The 23,234-nt window shown below is 26.8% G+C and carries 22 protein-coding genes; 17 read left to right on the top strand and 5 right to left on the bottom strand.

Annotated elements, in window-relative coordinates; genetic code table 11:
• Positions 1-73 precede the first annotated feature (73 nt).
• The 13 genes from KGF50_RS07745 to KGF50_RS07805 all read left to right on the top strand — a co-directional run bounded on the left by KGF50_RS07745 (position 74) and on the right by KGF50_RS07805 (position 13,275).
• Entirely contained in the window at positions 74-793 is a 720-nt protein-coding gene (locus tag KGF50_RS07745; protein WP_227847529.1) for a GntR family transcriptional regulator, read from the top strand.
• A 488-nt stretch (positions 794-1,281) separates the two neighbouring features.
• On the top strand, positions 1,282-2,586 hold the full coding sequence (locus tag KGF50_RS07750; protein WP_227847530.1) for a PTS transporter subunit EIIC: 1,305 nt from the start codon (positions 1,282-1,284) through the stop codon (positions 2,584-2,586).
• 21 nt (positions 2,587-2,607) lie between these two features.
• Positions 2,608-3,798, top strand: coding sequence for an aminotransferase class I/II-fold pyridoxal phosphate-dependent enzyme (locus KGF50_RS07755; protein ID WP_227847531.1), 1,191 nt, complete (start codon positions 2,608-2,610; stop codon positions 3,796-3,798).
• Between the two features lie 23 nt (positions 3,799-3,821).
• Positions 3,822-4,148: a PTS sugar transporter subunit IIB gene (locus tag KGF50_RS07760; protein WP_227847532.1), complete on the top strand. Its 327-nt coding sequence runs from the start codon at positions 3,822-3,824 to the stop codon at positions 4,146-4,148.
• A 103-nt stretch (positions 4,149-4,251) separates the two neighbouring features.
• Complete coding sequence (locus KGF50_RS07765) at positions 4,252-5,667, top strand: leucyl aminopeptidase (RefSeq protein WP_227847533.1); 1,416 nt, start codon at positions 4,252-4,254, stop codon at positions 5,665-5,667.
• Between the two features lie 39 nt (positions 5,668-5,706).
• Positions 5,707-6,030, top strand: a complete 324-nt coding sequence (locus tag KGF50_RS07770; protein WP_227847534.1) for a PTS lactose/cellobiose transporter subunit IIA — start codon at positions 5,707-5,709, stop codon at positions 6,028-6,030.
• Between the two features lie 227 nt (positions 6,031-6,257).
• A complete protein-coding gene (locus tag KGF50_RS07775) occupies positions 6,258-7,457 on the top strand; it encodes a S41 family peptidase (RefSeq protein ID WP_227847535.1) in 1,200 nt (399 codons plus the stop codon).
• Between the two features lie 321 nt (positions 7,458-7,778).
• Positions 7,779-8,240: a helix-turn-helix domain-containing protein gene (locus KGF50_RS07780; RefSeq protein ID WP_227847536.1), complete on the top strand. Its 462-nt coding sequence runs from the start codon at positions 7,779-7,781 to the stop codon at positions 8,238-8,240.
• A gap of 20 nt (positions 8,241-8,260) precedes the next feature.
• Positions 8,261-8,617 carry a DUF4180 domain-containing protein gene (locus tag KGF50_RS07785; protein WP_227847537.1) on the top strand — a complete coding sequence of 119 codons (357 nt, stop codon included), beginning with the start codon at positions 8,261-8,263 and terminating at the stop codon, positions 8,615-8,617.
• Positions 8,618-8,777: 160 nt separating this feature from the next.
• A complete protein-coding gene (locus tag KGF50_RS07790; protein ID WP_227847538.1) occupies positions 8,778-9,530 on the top strand; it encodes an ABC transporter ATP-binding protein in 753 nt (250 codons plus the stop codon).
• On the top strand, positions 9,531-11,438 hold the full coding sequence (locus KGF50_RS07795; protein ID WP_227847539.1) for an FtsX-like permease family protein: 1,908 nt from the start codon (positions 9,531-9,533) through the stop codon (positions 11,436-11,438).
• A gap of 143 nt (positions 11,439-11,581) precedes the next feature.
• A complete protein-coding gene (locus KGF50_RS07800) occupies positions 11,582-12,256 on the top strand; it encodes a response regulator transcription factor (protein WP_227847540.1) in 675 nt (224 codons plus the stop codon).
• Complete coding sequence (locus KGF50_RS07805) at positions 12,256-13,275, top strand: sensor histidine kinase (RefSeq protein WP_227847541.1); 1,020 nt, start codon at positions 12,256-12,258, stop codon at positions 13,273-13,275. Before KGF50_RS07800 ends, KGF50_RS07805 begins: the two co-directional genes overlap by 1 nt.
• A gap of 174 nt (positions 13,276-13,449) precedes the next feature.
• Here KGF50_RS07805 and KGF50_RS07810 read toward each other — a convergent pair whose 3' ends face one another.
• From KGF50_RS07810 to KGF50_RS07830, 5 genes are all read right to left on the bottom strand, one after another.
• Entirely contained in the window at positions 13,450-14,439 is a 990-nt protein-coding gene (locus tag KGF50_RS07810) for an aromatic acid exporter family protein (RefSeq protein WP_227847542.1), read from the bottom strand.
• Between the two features lie 211 nt (positions 14,440-14,650).
• Positions 14,651-15,358, bottom strand: a complete 708-nt coding sequence (locus KGF50_RS07815) for an ABC transporter permease (RefSeq protein WP_227847543.1) — start codon at positions 15,356-15,358, stop codon at positions 14,651-14,653.
• Positions 15,358-16,275: an ATP-binding cassette domain-containing protein gene (locus KGF50_RS07820; protein ID WP_227847544.1), complete on the bottom strand. Its 918-nt coding sequence runs from the start codon at positions 16,273-16,275 to the stop codon at positions 15,358-15,360. Before KGF50_RS07820 ends, KGF50_RS07815 begins: the two co-directional genes overlap by 1 nt.
• A gap of 93 nt (positions 16,276-16,368) precedes the next feature.
• Positions 16,369-17,310, bottom strand: a complete 942-nt coding sequence (locus tag KGF50_RS07825) for a sensor histidine kinase (RefSeq protein WP_227847545.1) — start codon at positions 17,308-17,310, stop codon at positions 16,369-16,371.
• The gene (locus tag KGF50_RS07830) at positions 17,310-18,011 is read right to left on the bottom strand and encodes a response regulator transcription factor (protein WP_227847546.1); all 702 of its coding nucleotides are present in this window, start codon (positions 18,009-18,011) and stop codon (positions 17,310-17,312) included. Before KGF50_RS07830 ends, KGF50_RS07825 begins: the two co-directional genes overlap by 1 nt.
• 456 nt (positions 18,012-18,467) lie before the next feature.
• Here KGF50_RS07830 and pepI point away from each other — a divergent pair, with 456 nt between their 5' ends.
• The 4 genes from pepI (at position 18,468) to KGF50_RS07850 (ending at position 23,105) form a co-directional block, all read left to right on the top strand.
• A complete protein-coding gene (pepI, locus tag KGF50_RS07835; RefSeq protein WP_227847547.1) occupies positions 18,468-19,349 on the top strand; it encodes a proline iminopeptidase in 882 nt (293 codons plus the stop codon).
• A 396-nt stretch (positions 19,350-19,745) separates the two neighbouring features.
• Positions 19,746-20,549 carry a hypothetical protein gene (locus KGF50_RS07840; protein WP_227847548.1) on the top strand — a complete coding sequence of 268 codons (804 nt, stop codon included), beginning with the start codon at positions 19,746-19,748 and terminating at the stop codon, positions 20,547-20,549.
• A 12-nt stretch (positions 20,550-20,561) separates the two neighbouring features.
• A complete protein-coding gene (locus KGF50_RS07845) occupies positions 20,562-21,692 on the top strand; it encodes an ATP-binding protein (protein ID WP_227847549.1) in 1,131 nt (376 codons plus the stop codon).
• 3 nt (positions 21,693-21,695) lie between these two features.
• A complete protein-coding gene (locus KGF50_RS07850; protein WP_227847550.1) occupies positions 21,696-23,105 on the top strand; it encodes a VWA-like domain-containing protein in 1,410 nt (469 codons plus the stop codon).
• Positions 23,106-23,234: the final 129 nt, after the last annotated feature.

The following is a 23,234-nucleotide window of genomic DNA, read 5'->3' on the forward strand; positions in this document are numbered from 1 at the left end:
AGGCGAGGTTCAGTGAAGAAGGAAAAATCTCGATATGGATATATTTGACCATATTTTGAGTAGCAGATAATTGATGTATAAGTATGAGATTATAGCTAATGAAATAAGAAATAAAATAAAAGCTAATGAATTTAAAATAAATGAAAAGCTTCCTGATGAAAAGACACTTTCAAATATGTTTAAGTGTAGTAGAATGACTATGAAACAGGCTATGGATATGTTGGTTTCAGAAGGTTATATAATAAAGTCAAGAGGTATAGGAACTTTTGTTAGACCTCAATATGGACCAGATAATAAAAATAAAAGATACTCTAATCATCCTAACACTTTTGGTTTCTCAAGTAACTTTGAAGGGTATGATAAAAAGACTGAGGTTAAAGAGTTTAAAGTAATAGAAGCTAATGAAGAAATAGTTGATAAATTACAATTAAAAAGAGGCGAATTCGTATACTCGATAAAAAGAGTAAGATTTTTGAATAAAAAACCAATTATATTAGAACAAATATATATGCCAATAGATAAAATAGTTGGTTTAAATAAAGAGGTTGTAGAGAATTCTTTATATGATTATATAGAAAATAGCATAAAGATAAAAATATATAATGCTGATAAAATTATTAGAGCTAAAAGTGCTAATAACGATGACATAAATTATTTGAAAATAGAAGAAGGTGACCCAATAATTGAGATGGAACACGTTGTATACTCTCAAAATAATAGTCCTATAGAATACGCAATAATACATTATAGGGGTGATAGTTATGAACTTCACTTTGTTACTAAAAAAGAATAATATAAGAAAAAGTGTCTTGATATGATTATAAAAATCATTAGTGACACTTTTTTATTTGTAATGAAAAAAACTATTTATATATTAGGTACAATAACTTTTAAAACATAATCTAAAGAAAATATAGAAATGATATCTAGTAAAATAAAGTTTGACCAGTTAGAGCTATTTCATATATTCCAATCTATAAATAATTTTCCTAAGTAATTTAATATGTCATACAATATAAAAGTTTTATTATCTGTAAAGTTTAAATTTCTTTTATCTTTAAATGGAGGTTTCCAAAATAATATTGATATATAAATTCTACTTTTATAATGTCCATACAGTGAATGCAATATAGGGTATTTTAGTTAAAAAACTAGAGTTATTATTTTAAAACTCTAGACAATTAAAAAAGCGTAATGTATAATTAAATAGTAACAACAAATATATTATTATAAATAGGAGACAGAGGGTACTGATTCTAGGTTATAAAGTAGGGAGGAAATATGAAAAAATTTATCGATTTAATTGAGGCAAAACTAATGCCAGTAGCAAACAAAATAGCAAGTAATGATATATTAAATGCTATTAGACATTCAATGATGGGAATGGCTCCGTTTTTTATGATAGGCTCATTCTTTATGCTAGCAGCATATTTTCCATCAAAAGGATATGAAAATTTTCTAAATAATACTTTTGGGGAAGGGGTTTTTCAGGGAATTGTAACTTCTGTATCAGGAGCATCTATAAATATGATGGGATTATTTGTATTAATAGCAGTTGCATATAATTATGCACATATTAAGAAAACAGATATAATTTATTCAGTTGTATGTACATTAATGGCATTTCTGATTGTAACTCCAATAACAGATGGTGTGTTTCCTTTAGAATGGTTAGGGGCTAAAGGGATGTTTATATCTATAATATTAGCAATTGTAGTTACTGATATATATAGAAAAGTCAAAGCTTTAGGTATAGCTCCTAAAATGCCTGATAGTGTTCCGCCAGCAGTAATGAAATCATTCTCAGCATTAATGCCAATACTTGCGGTATCTATATTTGCTGTTACACTAAGAGTTATATTTATGCTAACTCCATATGGAGATATACATAATTTTGTATTTGAAATAGTTCAAAAGCCATTATTAATATTGGGTAATAATGTAATATCTCTATTAGTTGCAGAGGTCACAGGTCAATTTTTATGGTTCTTTGGGTTACAAGGAAATGATATAGTAGGTTCTGTGATGAGTCCAATATGGTTAGCTCAAAATGAGGCAAATTTACAAGCATTTACAGCGGGATTAGATTTACCAAATATAATTACAACTCAAATGCGAAACACTTTTATGCTTATAGGTGGCTCAGGTAATACATTACCATTAATTTTAAGCTTATTGTTATTTACTAAATCTAAACACTTAAAGGCTCTTGGATTACTAGCTTTGCCTGCAAGTATATTTAATATAAATGAACCTATAATATTTGGTTTGCCAATTGTTTTAAATGCACTATTATTTATTCCTTGGTTAATCAATACTCCAATAGCAGGGTTGATAACTTACTTCTCAATGAAACTTGGTTTAGTAAATTTTGCAAATGGTGTAATGATACCATGGACAACACCAGCACTTGCTAGTGGATATTTAGTATCAGGATTGAGTGGATTATTACTACAAGTAGTGCTAATAGGCGTCGGATTTGTTATATATTATCCATTTGTAAAAGCATTAGATTCTAAACTACATAAAGAAGAAAATAAAGCTAAAGAAGAAGACGATATAGATTTAGCATCATTTGAGTTTTAGACATTAAGGGAGAAAATCGATATGGAAAATATAGATAAAATGTATACTAAAGAAATGAATATATGTACACATTTTGGTGAAAATGAAATAGGAAGTTATAAACCAATAACTCCTCCAATAGTTCAAACAAGTACTTTTAGCTTTGATAGTTATGAACAATTTTTAGATATATGCAATGATGAAAAAAATAGTTATATGTATACTAGAGGAACAAATCCAACTACACAGTTACTTGAAAAAAGGTTGGCTCAATTAGAAGGTGGAGAAGGTTGTAAAGTTTTTAGTTCTGGAATGGCAGCTATATCATCAACATTATTAACTTTACTGCAAAATGGAGATCATGTAATATCTTTAAATATCATATATGGACAAGCAACTACATTTATGAACTCGTTGTCAAAGTATGGAATAGAACATACTAATGTTTTTGTAAAATCAATGGAAGATATTGAAGATAATATTCAAGAAAATACAAAAATAATATATATGGAAAGTCCATCTTCTCAGCTTATGGAGTTATTAGATTTAGAAGCTATAACAAAAATAGCTAAAGAAAAAAATATAATAACAGTAATTGATAATACATGGGCAACACCTATTTTTCAAAAGCCTATAAAACATGGCGTTGATGTAGTAATACATTCATGTTCTAAATATATAGGTGGAAATTCTGATGTTGTTTCAGGAGCGGTTATATCCACAAATAAAATAATTGATGAAATATTTGATTTTGCTCACCAAAACTTAGGAGCAGTAAATAGTCCGTTTAACTCATGGTTATTGTTAAGAGGATTGAGAACACTACCTATGAGGCTTAATTATCAACAACAATCGGTAAAAAAAGTTATAAATTTTTTACAGCAAGATGATAGAATAGAAATAGTAAATCATCCATTTTGCGGTAATAAAAGACAAAAGGAGTTAGCAAATAAATATTTATTGGGATATGCAAGTTTATTATCATTTGTAATAAAAGAAAATGATTTTGATAAATTAAAAAAGTTTGTTAATAGTTTAAAATTATTTCAAATTGGTGTGAGTTGGGGTGGCTATGAAAGTTTAGTTTTACCAGCATTTAAAGGTATTAATCAAGAGCAACTTGAAAAGAGAAAAATGTCTAAAATGCATGTAAGGCTGTATGTTGGAATAGAAGATGCTGACTCGTTGATTGAAGATTTAAAACAAGCATTAGATAGTATATATAATAGTTAATTATTTATTAGGAGGTATTTCTTATGAACAAAAAAATATATTTATTTTGTAGTGCAGGCATGTCAACAAGTTTGTTAGCAAATAAGATGCAAAGTGTTGCAAATAATTTTAAATTACCTGTAGAGGTAGAAGCTTATTCATATTCAGAAATAGACAATATAGTAAAAGAAAAAAATCCTAATTGCATATTATTAGGACCACAAGTTAAATACATGTTAGATGAGGTAAAAGCAACTTATGATTCTATAGTTCCAGTAGCAGTTATAGATAGTAAAGATTATGGTGCAATGGACGGTGAAAAAGTATTAAAAATGGCTGTAAAAATGATTAAAGAGCGTTCAGTAAAATAGCTAAATATAAGTAAAGAAACTACCACACGGATGAACGTATCAATTATTAAAGTAGCTTGGTGAGTTATTATAATATCTACATTGTAATACAAGGAGATACATAATGGATATAAAAATTATTGAAAATATACAGAGTCAAACGAATTTTGACAACTCAAACATATTGCTTTTATATAAAGGTATGGATAATGGTTTAGCATTAATAGATGAATTTGATTCTAAATATGGAAGTATAGATGATATTATATGTTTAGAAAAAATTAAAAAAAGAACTTTTTTATGTGGATTAGGAGAACGTAAATCACTAACAACTGAAAAGATAAGAACTATAGCAGCCAATATAATAAGAGAACTAAATAAAAAAAATATAACTGAAATTAATTTTACAAACATTAAAAATTTACAATTAAGCAAAAAAGAAATAGAGGTGTTTGTGGAGGGTTTAATTCTTGGAAGTTATAAATTTGAAAAATATAAGACTGAGAAGTCAACAAATTCACTTACTAGTATTCATTTGTTTTTGGATGAAGAATACTGTGATGCTGTAGAGAATGGAAAGTTACTAGCACAATGCAATATAGTGTCAAGAAATTTAATAAATGAACCAGCAAATTTTATGTATCCGCAAACTTTGGCAGAAGAAGCTAAAAGACTTGGTTTGGAGTATGGATTTGAGACTCTAATATATAATGAAAAAGATATAGAAGATTTAAATATGGGAGCTTTTTTATCTGTTGCAAAAGGATCTAATAAAAGTCCAAAGTTTATAGTCATGAAATACAATGGTGATGTGGATAGTGATGATAGGTTAGGTTTTGTTGGCAAGGGGATAACCTTTGATTCTGGAGGATATTCTTTAAAACGTACAGCTTCTATGGTTGATATGAAAACAGACATGGGTGGAGCAGGTGCAGTAATAGGTGCTATGTGTGCAATTGCAAAAAATAAACTTAAAAAAAATGTAGTATCAGTTATTGCAGCATGTGAGAATATAATATCTTCTAAAGCATATAAACCTGGAGATATTATAACTTCTATGTCTGGAAAGACTATAGAAGTATTAAATACTGACTGTGAAGGTAGACTAACTTTAATTGATGCAGTCCATTACATAATTAATAAGGAGAAAGTTAATAAAGTGGTTACAATTGCCACACTAACAGGAGCTGCAGTTACAGCTTTTGGAAGTATAACAACTCCTATAGTATCAAATAACGATGATTTATATAGGAATTTAGAAGAAGCTGCTAAGTTATGTGATGAAAAAGTTTGGAGAATGCCTAATTTTGAAGAATATAGAGAATTAATAGTAGGAGAGAATGCCGACTTAAAAAATTTTTCAGGAAAGTATGGAGGCTGTATAACAGCAGGATTATTTATTGGTGAATTTGTAGGTGATGTACCTTGGGTTCATATGGATATAGCAGGAACAGTCTCAATTAAAAAAGATAAAGGATATAAAAGTAAGGGTGCTACTGGAGAAGGAGCAAGAACTTTATATTATTTAGCGACAAAATAATATTATTAAGATTAATTTTTACAAAGGATGGATAGCCGAATGGATGAAAAAATAGTTGAGATAGCATTTGGAATAATAGCACATGCTGGAGATGCAAAAAGTACAGCTAAGCAAGCTATAAAACAAGCAAAGCAGGAAAAATATGAAGAAGCGAGAGAACTCATAAAAGAAGCTGAAGCAACTTTAATTAAGGCACATAAATTCCAAACTAAATTAATACAGGCAGAAGCAAGTGGAAGTAAGACAGAGATGAGTGTTGTGTTAGTACATTCTCAAGATCATCTTATGACTACTATGAATTTTATACAATTAGCAACTGAAATAATAGAAATGTATGAATTTATATCAAGGAAAATAGGATAAATAAGAACGTAGGGAGATTTTTATTAGATAAGTCTCCCTACGTTTTTATTTACAATAATTATATAAATACAGCTTAGAATTCCTTTGATAAAACTATAGAAAAATGAATTTAAAAGATATTTATGGATATATAAATTATAATGAAATATAATATATAAGTATTACTCTAAATATTTATAATAATATAATATATTAAAATATGAAGCTAGAAAGTTGATGAGAATTATATGAAAAAGAAAATATTGTTTTTAGTAATTATTTGTATATCCATAATTTTACTAGGTAATTTTACTTATTCCCAAAAGAAGCAACTATCTGAGGAAGAAAAGATAGATGACTTTAAATATGTATATAATGTTATAAAAACAGGGTATCCCTACTTAGATGTAAACAAGAGACTTAATCATATTGACTGGTTGGAAAATGAGGACAAATATATAAAAAGAATTAAAAATACTGAAAATGATGAAGAATTTATAGAAGAGATGACATCTATATTATCTGAATTAAACAATAAACATACTGAGTTAATAGATAATAAAAACAGATATGAACTTTTTAAAAAATCATACTCTAATAATAATTGGTATGACTTTCTTAATGACAAAAAAGTTGTAGATAGATATAATTCTATAAATACTAAAATAAAAATACCAAATGATATTTTTGTAAAAAAAGAACTAATTTTAGAAGATGTAATTAAAGGTAAGGTTGGATACATGTATTTACCTGCAATGTCACCACAAAATGGGTCAATAGATAAGGATTTAAAGATGATAGGAGACTATATTAATACATTAGGAAAATATCAAGCTTTAATTATTGATATAAGAGGAAATTCAGGCGGAAGTGATAGGTATTGGAAAGGAATTGTATCTAAACTTATAAAAAATGATATAAAAATAGAGGGTTATAGACTCTATAGAAATAATAATGAAATAGTTAAAAAATACACCAATGCAAGAAATATAAAGTTAGAGCCGATAGAAAGTCTACCAGTAGGTGTAAAGAAAAATGCATCAGAGGAAACTTTAAAAAATTTTAGTGATTTTGAAAAGACTTCTTATACTATAAAAGCTAATAATGATTTGAAATTTAAGGGTAATATATACTTACTTGTAGATGAAAAAGTATATTCATCATCAGAGTCGTTTTCTATGTTTTGTAAAGAGACTAAGTTTGCAACTTTAGTAGGAGAAACTACTGGAGGTGATGGTGGAGGAATAGACCCTGTGTTGTTTGAGTTAAAAAATATTGGTTTAATAGTTAGAATGTCAAGCTGTATGTATTTAAACAAAGACGGAATATGTGATGAAGAATTTAAAACTATTCCTGAGTTTAAAGTAAAAGACTGTAAAAGAACAACAAATTTTAAAGATGATAACAGTATAAAAAAGGTATTAAAGCTTGAAAATATCAATTATTAAATAACAATTAAATGTTGCTGGATATTATTTTAGAGATTTATCTTTAGCATTAAAAAATATAAAAAAATTGTAAAAAAGTAGCTCAAAATGATTTTAAATGATTTTGAGTTACTTTTTTATGTGAGTTTTGAAGTTTTTTATAAGGTCTATCTGTGATTTTAGAATTTGACTGGAATCTATATGCAAAGATTATAATAGTTTAAATAGCGCATTAAATAGCAATAAAATCTAATAAATAGCAATAAAATACAAAATAAAGTTGACTTTTTGATATTTTCAAACTAATATATTATTATTATCAAATGAAAGGTAAGTGTAGTTATGGAGGAGAAGTTTTATACAATAGACCAAGTTGCGAACATTTTAGGAATGCATCATAAAACAATAAGAAAATTTATAAAAGATGGTAAATTAAAAGCTAATAAAGTCGGTAAGCAGTGGAGAGTATCACAAGAGGATTTAAATAGCTTTATGGATGTAAAGAGTAAAAATGAAGATAAGGGTATAGAATTTAGGCTAAATGCATCTAAAAACTTAGTGAGTATCCCAAAAGTTAATGTATCTACAGTAGTTGAGATAAATAATATATCCAATAATGAATACTCACGTTTATCAAATTTGCTTTTGGCACTTACAAATAATCCAGCATTAATATCAGGTGGTGCTACTATCAATTTGAAATATACTGAAAATGAAAATAGGCTTAGGGTTATGTTATGGGGAGATATAAAGTTTATTGAAGAGATGTTAAGCTCTATATCTTTATTAATAGAAAATATTTAAAGTAGAAATGAGGAAGTAAAATGAATTACGATATAAGAGAACAAAAGGGTAAAAAATATATTTTTGTAGATAGCAAATTTAGTAATGAAGAAGAAATCATGGATGTTATATCACTGTGTATGGAACATGGTACAGATTATTTGATGTTTAGTAATAATTCACTTACAGATGATTTTTTTAATTTAAAGACAGGATTGGCAGGAATTGCATTACAAAAATTTATAAATTATAGAATACAAGCTGTTGCAATTGTTGATGGTGAAAATAAGATAAATAAAAGATTTTCAGAATTAATGTTAGAATTAAATAAATCAAACAATTTTAGAATATTTGATAACTATGAGGATGCTAAAAATTATATTTTAAATCTAAAATGACAGAGATTAATAAAATAAATAATAGAAGTATTAATAACCTTTCTATGTTACAAAAGTGTAATATTGGTAGACAAAATGTAATATTTACATAAGGATTTAACCATACAAAACCTTTAAAATGAAGATATACTAAGAAATGAACAAACGGAGGTTATTAAATATGAAAGAAATATTAAAAATAAAGAATATATCAAAAGATTATGGTATAAAAGGATTTAAAACAAATGTACTAAAAAGTATATCTCTTACAGTTAATGAAGGTGATTTTATAGCAATAATGGGGCCATCAGGTGCAGGTAAAACAACATTACTTAATCTAATGTCTACACTTGACAAACAAACCTCAGGAGAAATAATACTAGATGGGATTGACATATCAAAAGTAAAAAATAATGAATTATCAAAATTAAGAAGAGAAAAAATAGGATTTATATTTCAAGACTATAACTTACTAGATAATATGACACTCATGAATAATATAGCACTTCCACTGGCATTAGGGAAAAAGAGAAGTAAGGAAATTGAAGATAAGGTATTTTCTATAGCCAAAAAATTTGGATTAGAAAATCATTTAGATAAATATCCATACCAATTATCAGGTGGTCAAAAACAAAGAGGTGCAGCAGCAAGGTCATTAATTACAAACCCAGCAGTAGTATTTGCTGATGAACCAACAGGTGCTTTAGATTCTAAATCAGCTTATGAACTTTTAAACTCACTAGAAAAAATAAATAAAGAAAATAATGCTACTATTATAATGATTACACATGACCCTATAACAGCAAGTTATTCAAATGAAGTATATATGATAAATGATGGAACTATAAAATGTAAATTAAACAAAGGAAGTAGTAGAAAAGAATTTTATGGAAAAATTATGGATATGTTGGCCTCTATGGGAGGTGAAATGTAAGTGAGTGTACTTGGGATTGCTTATAATAATTTTAAAAGTAATATAAGAACTTATTTGGCATTTTTTATATCTATGGTCTTTTCAGTAGTTGTACTGACTAATTTTGAATTACTAAGATATGGTGATGCTATAAATGTATTGCAGGGAGAAAATCAGAAATTCACATTATCAGTGTTAATATCTGTAATAATAATATTATCAGTATTTTTATTTTTCTTTATATGGTACGCAACAAATATATTCTTTAAAAATAGGTCAAAAGAAATAGGAATACTATCTTTTATGGGGTTGGATTTATATACTATAGGAAAAATATATTTTGTAGAAAATATGCTTATAGGAATAAGCTCTTGTATCACAGGAATACTTATAGGGATAATAACATCTAGATTTTTCCAGGTAGTAATAATAAAATTATCTGGATTTGATATAAATGTATCCAACGGGCTTAGTATCAAAGCTATAATGTATGCTAGTTTAATATTTATTTCTATATTTATGATAATGACTATAAAAGGGTTTATAACAATATGTAGAAGTAGTGTAATAAACTTAATTAATACATCTAAGAAGCAAGACAAAATACCAAAAGTAGGAATAGGATTATACATATTAGCCATAATATCAATTTTAGTATTAGGATATGGTTATTATCTTTCTATGGATATACGCTCTGGAAACATAACTAGTGTAATGGCAGTTATAGTGATAATAATAATAGGTACTTATGGTTTATTTAAATCAGTTATGCCTGTTGTATTTCACATGATAATGAAAAATAAAAAAGTATTATTTAATGGAAATAATATAATTGCTATAAACAATATAAATTATAGATTAAATAAAAACTATAAAACTTACTCTATAATAGCTATAATTATAACTACAACAATATCAACTCTTGGCGCATCAGTTGCTATAAAACATATACAACAAAATGCTCAAGAACAAAGAAATGTATATACTGCTAGTATAGTTTCAATAGATAAAAATGAAGTAAATAGAAAACAAATAGAAGATATAATAAAAGACACTAATAATATAAGGTATTCAGTAAATCCAGAACTAATAGCTTTAGAAAATCCAGATAGCAAAGATAATTATGATAAATTAAACACAATAATGAAATACAGTGATTTTTATAATATTCTTAAAGTAAATGGAAATGAGAAAGAATTAAAAGAGTATGGCGAAAAATTAGTTGAAGGAAATAATGTAATACAGTTAAAAAGTCCTCAAACAATAGTAACATTAGCTAAAAAAGAAACTAGTGTGAACATTGATGGGCAGGTATATAATATTACAAAAGGGGAAGTAAAAGTACCAGTATTAGGAACTGGGATTAATGACAGTATTATAGTAGTAAATGATAACGTCTACTCTAAGCTAATAAATAAAGGACAACCAATATATTTTTATGGGGCAAAAGTATCTGACGAAGAAAATAGCCAAAAGATGTTCGATAATATTGAAAAAAATTTAAGTATGAAAAGTGGCTACATGAGAAATGGATATAAAGCTCAAAACGAAAGTCAATGGATGAAATTTGCATATGTAGTGCTTGTATTTTTATTTTTAGTATTTACGCTTGTGGCTGGAAGTATAATATACATGAAAATATATAGTGATGCTTATGAAGATAGAGAGAAATATAAAACTTTATTGAAGATAGGAACTGCAGAAAAAAAAATAAATAAAGCTGTGCTTAAAGAAGTAGCTATATTTTATACTTTACCAATGCTAAGTGCAACAATATCAAGTTACTTTGCATTAAGACTAGCAGGGAATTTATTAATGGCTGATTTATTTGGTATATATATATTGAGCTTAGTAATATGCTTAATAATATTTATAATATATGGAGCAGTATCTGTTAATAAGTTTAAGAAGGTAATATACGAAAATTAATCAACAAATTTGTTAAAACAAAGAGACTCTTACAATAAGAGTCTCTTATTAATTAGGTCTAAGTCGTTTGACTAATAAATATATACAAAATATGATATGATAGAGATAATTTATACTATATTAAAATAATGGAGATTACATAAATGTATAAAATTTTATTAATAGAAGATGATATTGATTTATCAAAAGAAATTGCTTTGGCATTAGAAAGATGGGGATTTAAAGTAGAAGCAATTGATAATTTTGAACTGATTTTAGAAGAGTTTATAGATAAAAAACCAGATGTAGTACTTTTGGATGTTAATTTACCACTATATAATGGATTTTACTGGTGTGAGAAAATAAGGGCTATTTCAAATGTTCCAATAATATTCTTGTCATCAAGAGACTCTGATATGGATTTAATAATGGGAATAAATAATGGAGGAGATGATTATATTACAAAACCATTTTCTATAGATATATTGGTTACCAAAATAAATGGGATAATAAGAAGAGCTTACAATTATAGTGACTCTAATAGTATTCTATACTACAAAGATTTGATGTTTGATGTGGGAAAAGGAATCATAAAGCACAAGTACAAGGAAAAAGATATAGAATTGACTAAAAACGAAATAAAAATTTTAACTTTATTATTAAAAAACAAAAATAAAGTAGTATCAAGAGAAAGTCTTATGATGACTTTATGGGATAATGATGAGTTTGTTACAGATAATGCTCTTACTGTAAATATGAATAGATTGAGAGGTAAAGTCAAAGAGTTAGGTTTTGATGATTTTATAAAAACTAAAAAAGGAATAGGATACATAATATAATGATAGTAAAATATTTAAAAGACAGACTCAAATATATTGTACTTTTTTTAATTATCATTAGTATAATAAATATTTACTTATTTGCCATAAATATATTTGACAATCAATATGTAGAGTTAATATACTTAGATTTTCTAGCTTTACTCATAATAATAGTATTTTTTATTGTAGATTATATTAACTTTAAAAATAGCTATAAAGACTTATGTAAGTGTCTAGAAAATAATGATGATATAGACAACTACTTGATTAGTGGACAATCCTTTGAAGAAAATATCATGAGAGATATTATTGAAAATTTGAAATCAAAGAACGATGATGATACAAAAAATTACAAACAATCTCTAAAAGAATTAGATGAATACATAGCTAAATGGGTTCATGAAATAAAGATTCCAATATCATCTTTGAGTATAATTACAGATAGATTAAATAATATAGAAGATAGTATAGATATTAAGAATCAAATTGCAAAAATAAACTTTTTAGTAAATTCTATTTTATATAGCAGTAGGAGTAATAGTATGTTTGAGGACATGTTTATGAATAAAGTTAATTTAGAAAAATTGATAAAATCCTCTATAAAGAATAACTCGTTTTTACTCATAAAAAACAATATTGAGGTTAGTTTAAACAACTTAAATTACACTGTTTACACGGACTCTAAATGTATAGCATATATTTTAGACCAAATTATTAATAATGCTATAAAATACTCAAAAGAAGTTGGTAAAATTGAATTTAATGCAAAAACATTAGAAAACGGAGTAGTGCTATCTATAAAAGATTATGGTATTGGTATAAATGAAGAGGATATATGTAGAGTTTTTGATAAGGGATTTACAGGAACAAATGGAAGAAATAGGTTATATAAATCTACTGGAATGGGATTATATTTTGCAAAAAAGATGATAGATAATTTAGGACATAAGATTGATGTGTGCTCAGAGAATGGTGTTTATACAATTTTTAGCATTCATTTTTATGATATATCGGATTATTTAAATCTAGATAATTAGATTAATAGAAAGATTGAATTCATTTTAAATATAAAAAACAAAGTAGTATTTTTACTTTAAAATATAATTTGAAAGAGGGTGTCTTAAAAGGAACTTTTTAGTTCATGGGGCACTCTTTTTTGTATGAAATCAACTATATTTTCATTATTTCAACAATGAAAAAGAGGCTTATCTCTATTTTGAGACAGCCCCTTTATAAAAATTATTATCTCTAAGAACTTGAGCACGTCTACGGTTAATTAAAAACTGTTTTAATTCAGTTAAGCAAAAAAACAAAATAGCTCTATTTTCAAATTCTGTTCTATCAACAGGTAGGGGTTGATTTTGCATGCTAAGCATTAATCTGCCCAATTCCTCAAGAAGAAGATTCCCTGTTTCGGCTTCAAATTCAGTATAACCTATCTTATGTATGAAAGCAGATAGAATATGAGCTTGTGGTGGAGTAGAATTTAGTTGAGATATATAACTATACAAGTTTTCTAAGATATCCCGTTGGCTTTTTATAATATCCATATGTTCTAAGAAAAATTTAGTATCACTTAATAAAGTATTATTAATATTATCATAAGTTTCAGAAATACTACTATCAATAAGTGAATTTAAGGTATATAAATCTCTACTGAACCTATTTTCTTTTTTAGGATTTACAATAATATCAGCAATATCTATAAGTACAATGCTAACTTCTTCTTGTAACTTTTTTTGGACTTCATAGATTTTATGTATATTTGTTGGAATATACATATTTATTATGACACCTATTCCAGTACCTATTGCAAATATTCCAGCTTCATTTAAAATCCATTTAATAGATGTTTCTCCTTGGAGGAAGTAATGGGATGCGATTACTACACACATAGCAATAACATCTTGAATTTTTAATAAAAAACAAAGCGGTATAATTATGAATATAAATATTGAAAATGAAGTCAAATTATATCCTAAAATATTAAAACATAAATAGGAAAAAATAGTACATAAAAGAAAACCATAGACCTTTCCAATAGAACCTTTAAGAGTTTCTTTTTTAGTGTCCTTTACTGTAAGTAGTACTATAACTCCAGCGACCATGGAGTATTCTAATTTTAACAGCCAAGCAATAGATATAGCAAGAGAGCATCCAAGAGATAATTTTATTACTTTAAGTGAATTAATATTATTCAAATATAAACCTCCTGTAAACAAATATAATAAAGATAATTTTAACATAAAACTAATGGGGTTTGAAATGTAATTAATTATACTTAATTATTTTATTGCCCTATTTAGCTAAATACAATCAATATATTTTTATTTTATGAAAGTTTTTTATGAAAATTTAAAGTAGCACTTGGATTATAAAAATATAATGTAAATTGATATGTTGTTGATATATCTACATCAAATCTTTAGTTTCTGCATTATGGATAGAAAGAAAAGCGAAAACTAAAGATATAACTGTTAAAATAACAGGAAAGAGCATATTATTTGACAGTGTAAAATCTCCTACACTTGCTTGAGTTAAAAATATTAACAAAAAGGATGTAATAATTGTTGCTTTTGATGATTTGCTAATAATACCAATAAATAGTGCTATAAAGCTCATACTGACAAGTACAACTGACTTTAAAATAAGTTGTACATAGAATAACGAACTTCCCATATTAAAATCTATTAAGAATGAAGAGGTCATAAACTGAGAACCTAATAAAATACAACCATAAATCAAAAGTCTTGTTAATATTAGTGCTACAAAATTAAAAATCCAGACAGCTAATATTTGAGAAAGCAGAATTTTTTTACGTTTAATTGGATAAGAGAACATCAGGTTCATTGTTTTGTTTTTGTAAGCACTGACAATAAAAGAAGATAGCATAACACTTGTAAAAATTAAGAATGCCATACTTGTAAAAAGTTCAATTGGTGCAGATATAATATTGTTTCCTGGAGCTGCATCAAGAACACCAGATTCAGGGTCATTTGCAATTCCTAAAAATGCTAGTGCAAAAACAAATAGGCAAAGAATAATTGCTAATATAAATACATTTCTAATGTATTTTTCTATATGATTTTTTTTCCATTCCAATTTTATTAACTTTAACATTATTTATTAGCCCCCTCTGTTATTTTTAGGAAGTAATCTTCCAAAGTCTCCATTTTTGTATGTAGAACACTTATATTTACACCACCAAGTGTTAACTCTCTTGATACATCTTGCGTTGTAATATTCTTATCATAGATTCGTATATTGTTTTCATCTATAATCTTGAAATTAAATATATTCAATTTATCTGCTAGGAGATAAGAAGCACGCTTAATGTCATTTACACTTAATTCTATATATGTGGTGTTCATTTCTGAAATATCTTTCATAGAAATTTCTTTAAGCATTTTACCCTGATTAATAACACCAATTGTATCTGCAATGCTCTCAATTTCAGAAAGTATATGTGTAGATATCATAATGGTAATATCATATTCTGTACATAGCATTTTAAGCAAATCGCGAATTTGCTTTATGCCAGCAGGGTCAAGACCATTCGTTGGTTCATCCAAAATCAGTAATTCTGGCTTGTTAAGAACCGCGCGGGCAATTCCTAGACGTTGTTTCATACCTAAAGAATAACTCTTAACAGGTTTGTTAGATGCATCAGATAAATTTAACATTTTTAGTGCATTGTCTATACTTTTAGGGCTGTAGTATCCCATATACTCACAATGTAACTTGAGGTTTTCAAAGCCACTCATATGATCATAAAATGTAGGAAATTCAATGATACTCCCCATACGTTTTAAAACTTCGTAAGATGAAGAAGTAAGTCTTTCACCAAAAATCTCAATTGTTCCATCTGTGGGCTTCCAAAGATTAGTAATCATTTTCATTATTGTGGTTTTACCTGCTCCATTTGGACCAAGGAATCCATATATTTCTCCCTTTTTAATATTAATGTTGACATCATTGACAATGACTCTTTCGTCAATAGCTTTAGTAAGACGATTTGTTTGTAAAATATATGACATTTAAGTGTCCCCCTTTCTTAGATAATTTTTATTATAGAGAAATAGATTTTCAAAACTCTTAAGTAAATCTTACGAATTTCTTTCGTAGATATTTTAATATGATAGTTTTCTTAATTTTACAGTAAATGTAGTACGGATGTTTGGCTCACTATCCAGAATTATATCACCTCCAAGTTGAATGGCTAGATTTTTTGCAATTGTTAAACCAAGACCATTTCCCTGAATATCTCTGTTTCTAGAATCTTCCATTGTAAAAAGACGTTCAAAAACTGTTTTAGCAAATGCTTTTTCAATACCTTTTCCTTTGTCCGTTACATCAATATAGACATATTTTTTATCTGAATGGATAAAAATACCTAAATATTTTCCGTCTGAACCATACTTAATAGCATTAGAAATAAGATTGAATAGGATACGTTGTAGTGCATCTTTATTTCCTTGAACAAAAATGATTTCTTCTGGAATTTCTATATCCACTTGAAAATTTTTTTGTGTAAGTAAATCATAAAAATCTAAAATATTTTCACGACAACATTCATTAATATTTACTTTTGATAACTCTATATCTGTGTCACCAGATTCTAGCTTTGCCAATGTAAAGAACTGATTAATCAAGTCCATTACTTTCTGTGCTTTATGTTCTACTTTTGTAAGCATTTTATTTTCCTCATGGGTATTTAGTTGTATGATTTCCAAATATCCTAGTATGACAGTCATAGGTGTTTTAATGTCATGGGATATATTAGAAAGCATTTTTTTTGAAGAGATTTCAGAACGTCGGAAGTCTACACGAATTTTTTGACAATCCTCTAAAAGGCGATTAATTTGTGACACTAAATCTATAAGAACTTTATTATCTGTAAAAATCATTACTTTTTTTTCATTATTTGTATCTAATATATCTATTAGGTTATTGCTTATTTCCATCAGTTTTTTTTGTATTCCTTTTCGAAAAATGAACTGTTGGTATAAAACGATAATGACTAAAATTACTATACAAATAGAAAGGAAAAAAATAATTGTTGAACTACTCATTATGCTCCTCCTAATTTATATCCAATTCCCCACACTGTAATGATGTATTTTGGAGAACGTGGATTATCTTCAATTTTGTTTCTTAATCTGCTGATATGAACATTGACAGCATTTTCATCACCAAAATATACATCATTCCAGATTAGTGAATAAATTTGTTCTTTAGTATAAACTCTCTTTGGATTTTGTAAAAGTAATTTTAAAATATCAAATTCTTTGGCAGTAAGTTCAACTTTATTTTTATTTTTATGAACAGTGTAATCATCTAAATTCATAACTAGGTCTCTGCATATAAGTACCCTGTTATCAATAACAGGCGTGAAGTTTGACATAGCAGAATATTGTTTTGTTCTTCGGACATTGGCTTTTATGCGGGCTAAGACTTCTACAACTGAAAAAGGTTTGGTAATATAATCATCAGCGCCTAGACCTAATCCTAATGTTTTATCAGAATCAGAATCTTTAGCTGATATAATGATGATTGGAACAATATTTCGCTGCCTTATGTATTGCATAACTTCTATACCACTAATTTTAGGAATCATTAAATCTAATAAAATAATATCAAATTGTTTTTCATCAAACTTAACACACGCATCTTCTCCATTATATGCAATAGTGATTTCAAAACCCTCAGAAAGTAAAAAGGTTCTTAACATTTCACTGATTTCTAAATCATCCTCAACTAATAAGATTTTCATTTTATACTCCTTACTATGTAATTATTTTTTCTTATACCTATTTATCTTCAAATTTTTTTGTATACCTTAAATATTCATGTATTAAGACATAGACAGATTTTCCTCGCTTATGTGATATTAAGTATAGTATGTTTATAAGAATATTACAAATGCAAGAAAACTGGTATACATCATGATGATATTTTTTGTTATTTCATATCATAATAGCAAATAAAAATAGTTGTAGCAAATGAAAATAGTCAAAAATGTATATACTATTATTAATAAAAATAAAATTATATAGTTAATATGATTTTATAATTGGTTTGGTATGGTGATTTTTAACTTTTATGTTATACTATTTATAAAAGTAAGTATAAAGATAAAAATACATAATTAAATATGTATGAGAAGTTTTAAATAGCCTTATTAATGAACTTAATTATTGTTCATAATGACAAATTGGAGGAGATAAACATGAAAATCACTGAAGGATACATGCCTTTTGAAGGTTTTAAAACCTATTACCGTATAGTAGGAGAAGCTACAGAAGGAAAGAAACCATTAGTACTACTTCACGGAGGTCCAGGTTCTACACATAACTATTTTGAAGTATTGGACAAGATAGCTGAAAGTGGAAGACAAGTTATAATGTATGACCAAATTGGTTGTGGTAATTCATTTGTAGAAGGGCATCCTGAGCTATTTAATGCGGACACTTGGATAAAAGAACTTATCGAACTAAGAAAACATCTAGGGCTTGATGAAATTCATCTATTAGGTCAGTCTTGGGGAGGTATGCAGGCTATTTGGTATGCTCTTGAATATAAACCAAAGGGTATTAAGTCATATATTCTTTCATCTACTCTTTCTTCTGCAAAACTTTGGGAAAAAGAACAAAAAAGAAGAATATCATATATGGATGAAGCTGACCAAAAAGCGTTACTTGATGCAGTAAATACTGGAGATTACTCTAGTAAAGAATATAATGATGCATTAGAAAAGTTTATGGAGATGTATTGTGCAGGGGAAGTAACTGAAGATTCTCCTGAATGTTTAAGAAGACCTAAAAAGTCTGGTTCTGAAGCATATATTGTAGGATGGGGATACAATGAATTTTCTCCTACAGGGACTCTTTCTGGATATGAGTTTACAGATAGATTACATGAAATAAAGGAACCTTGCTTAGTAACTAGTGGAGCGATAGATTTATGTTCACCATATATTGCAAAGACTATGTATGATAGAATCCCTAATAGTAAATGGGAACTATTTGAATATTCAAGACATATGCCATTTGTTGAAGAAAATGATAAATATATAGAAGTTCTAACTAAATGGTTAAACGAAAATGATTAAGCCTATATAAATTTATAAAAGAGATTAAACTGATTGTTTAATCTCTTTTTTTATTATTTTATTATAAAGTATATTATTTTTTATATGTGATAAATTTTGAATAAGAATATTATGAACAATTGTAAAAAGTTTAAAAGTATTTAAAGAGAAAAAAGTCTTAAAACCTCAATAAATCATGCAAATTATTAAAAAACTACTATAATTAACATATAATAACAGAATTTAAAAATACTTAGTTTTCCGAGGTTTTAGAAATTTTTTTAAAAATTGGTATAATTATTCTGTTTAAAATGGCTTAAAAAGTATATTTATTATAATAAGAAACAATTATATAAATAAGAATAGATTATTATATTAATATATAAATAAAAATAACTATAGAAGGAAAGGCATATTATGGAAAATTCAAAAGTTATTGAAATGATAAAAAATAATCCTAATATTATAGCAACTATAAATAATCCAACTGATGATATGAAACTATTAGCTATCAAAGAAAATGGACTTGTATTAGAATATATAAATAATCCAACTAGAGAGATGCAAGAATTAGCAATTGACAACAATATTAGAGCAATTAAATTTATAAATGACCCAACAGAAGATATGATGATAAAAGCAGTAAATGATGGATGGAGTATATTAGACTATATACAAAATCCAACTGATAAAGTGATTAAATTAGCTATAAATCAAGCAGGATGGGCTATTAAATATGCTAAAAATCCAAGTGAAGAGTTACAATTATTAGCAGTAAAAAAAAATTATGATTCAATAAAGTTTATAAAACAACCTTATGAAAGTGTACAAGAAGAGGCAGTAAAAATAAGTTATGATGCATTAAGATATATAGATTCTCCTAGTTATAATACAGAACTTATAGCTATTAAGAATAATGAGGCAGCTATTAACTTTATAACTAATTTAGATAAGAATAAAATATTAGAATTTTTAAAAGTAAATATTTTAGTGGTTAAGTATATTGTAAAGAAAATATCTAAGGATGAGTTAGAAGAAGCATTAAAACAAGTACTATCAAAAGAAGATGTTGAAGAAAAATATATTAGAGATTTTTTAAATTGCAATATTATAGACAGAAATAGTGATTATATAGCAATAGACAAGATGATGTTTATTTATAAATATGGAAGTAAAACAGCAAAAAAAATAGCTGTGGATGAAAAATTGAAAATTATGTAGGAGAGAGAAAAAATGAATTTTATAGATACATTAAAAAGTGTTGACTTAATATTATCCACTGGAGAAGTACCTCTAATAGTTGGTGAAAGTGGAATAGGAAAAACAGCTCTAGCAAAAAAACTTGCTAAAGAAAATAATTGGAGTTTGATTGTAATTGATGGAAATCTACTTAAAGAGGGTGAAATAGGTGGTCTTCCAACTATAGAATCTTATGTAGGAGTTAGTTCTAATGGATATAAGACAGAAAAGAAAACTACAGTATATGCTGTTCATAATAAACTAAGAGAAATTGATGAAGAAATATCTAAAGGAAAAACAGTTCTTTTATTTATAGATGAGATAAATCGTTGTGAGCATACAGTACAACAAGAACTTATGAATCTAATTTTAAATAGAGAGATTAATGGATATAAGTTACATGATGATGTAAAGATTTTAGCAGCAATGAATCCATCAAGTAAATATGGTTCAGACTTCGATTATCAAGTTGTAGATATGGATTCAGCTCAAGAAAATAGATTTGTTTGGTTAAATATGGAGAGTGACCACACACAATGGTTGAAATGGGCAATAGATGAAGGGCTTGAAAAAAAGATTATAGAGTTTATTTCAACTTTCCCAGAATATCTGAATAAAACAAATGAAGATGATATAAGAGCAACTCCGAGAAGTTATGAAAGAGTTTCTAAAATTTATAAAGTTTATAAGGACAAAAAGAAATCAATTCCTAGAGCAGTATTTTTAAATGTTATAAAAGGGAATGTAGGTAAGGTTATAGCAGAAGAGTTTATAAGTTTTATTGAATCAGATTCTAGTCCACTGATATCTTATGAAGATGTTTTTTTAGGTGATACTATTGATGAATATCTTGTAGAAAGAGTAAAAAATGAAAGTCATACAAGACTTTATTTATCAGCAATAAATATTCTAAAAAACTTGGAATTAAATATGAAAAATGATGAGTATGAATCAAAATATTATATTGATAGATTTATTGAGTTCTTAAAGATATATCCTATAGATTTAATGATAGGAATTATGAAAGATATTAGAAATAGCTATATTGAAGTGTATAAAAAAGCTATAGAGAATGAAGAGTTTGTAAAATCTTACTTTGAGTCATATCGTTTAATAAGGGGATAATATATGGAAAATTATTTTGATAAGCAAGCAAAAGAACTCTATATTAAAGCTAGTGAAATTATAAATACTCATTCTATGCTAAAGGCAAATCGTGCTAATGAGAAATTTGAGGTAGATATACCAAAAGATTTTAAAGATGAATTTTTTAGTCTTGTAGATAAAGTTAATTTAAGCCTTATGGAAGAAAAAGATAATTTCTATGGATATTTTTTGTTTCAAATGTCAAGAGAGATAAGATTTGATATAAGTAGTCCTACAGGTGTGAATTTTAAAGGAGCTAAATACGTCATATATTTTAATCCAATAATTTTTTTAACTCTCAATATAGAACAAATGGAAAGTACAATAAAGCATGAAATTTATCATATAGTATCTATGCATTTAGTAAGAGCAAAAGAATTAAAAGGAAAGTATAGTACATTAGCAATTAATATGGCAATGGATATAGTAGTAAACAAATATTTGAATAATTTACCACCATATGCTACTACTTTAGAATGGGTCAATTTAAAATATTCTCTAAAACTAGAGCCGTATGAGCCTTTTGAGTATTATGTAGAAAAGATTCAAACTGAATTAGATTTGTTAGAAGAAGATGAAGATGGTGAAGAAGATGATAGCGACAAGTATGGAACTATAGAAACTGATTATAGCCCAGAAAAAACTCATGATATATGGGAAGAATCCGATGATATAGATGAAAGAACTCTTAGAGAATTTACAGAGAAATTTATTGATAGTTCTCAAAAAGGTAAAATTCCAGCACACTTAGAAAATATGATAGCAGCTCTTAAAAATAGTAAAGGTGAATTGCCATGGAATTTGTATCTTAGTAGATTGATGGGAACAGTTGAAAGCAATAAAAAGAAGACTATAACAAGGCGAAATAGAAGACAGCCTAGTCGACTAGATTTAAGAGGAGAACTTAGAAGCCATAAAGCAGAAATAGCAGTTGCTATTGATATAAGTGGAAGTATTAGTGATGAAGAATTTAAACAAGCAATTAAAGAAGTTCTTAATATAGTTAAAAATTATAATCATGAAATTACTATTATAGAGTGTGACAGTGAAATTAGACGTGTATATAAAGCAAAAACTGTAAAAGATATAAAAGATAGAATTAAGATAGGTGGAGGCACAAAATTTACTCCAGTTTTCAAATATGCTAATAATAAAAAGATTAACTTATTAGTTTACTTTACTGATGGTAAGGGTGAAAATAAGCTACAAGTAATACCTAGAGGTTATAAAGTTTTATGGATTATTTCTGGAAGTGGAGATAAAATTTCACTGAGAGAGCCTTATGGAGCAGTTAAAAAACTTAGTAAAGTTAAAACAAAAGATGATGCATTAGAGATAAATGATATTAGAAATGATGGATACTCAATGAATAGCCAAGCACCAATTTTATAAATATTATACTGGATATGATTTTTATAATTTGTTTGATTATTATGGTTTATTTACTATCAAAAATAATAAAAAATACGTTGATTAATAGTCAATGTATTTTTTATTATTTAAACAATAAAAGTTTTACTT

Origin of the sequence: Clostridioides sp. ZZV15-6598, assembly GCF_020657705.1 — a bacterium.
Lineage (GTDB): Bacteria > Bacillota > Clostridia > Peptostreptococcales > Peptostreptococcaceae > Clostridioides > Clostridioides difficile_F.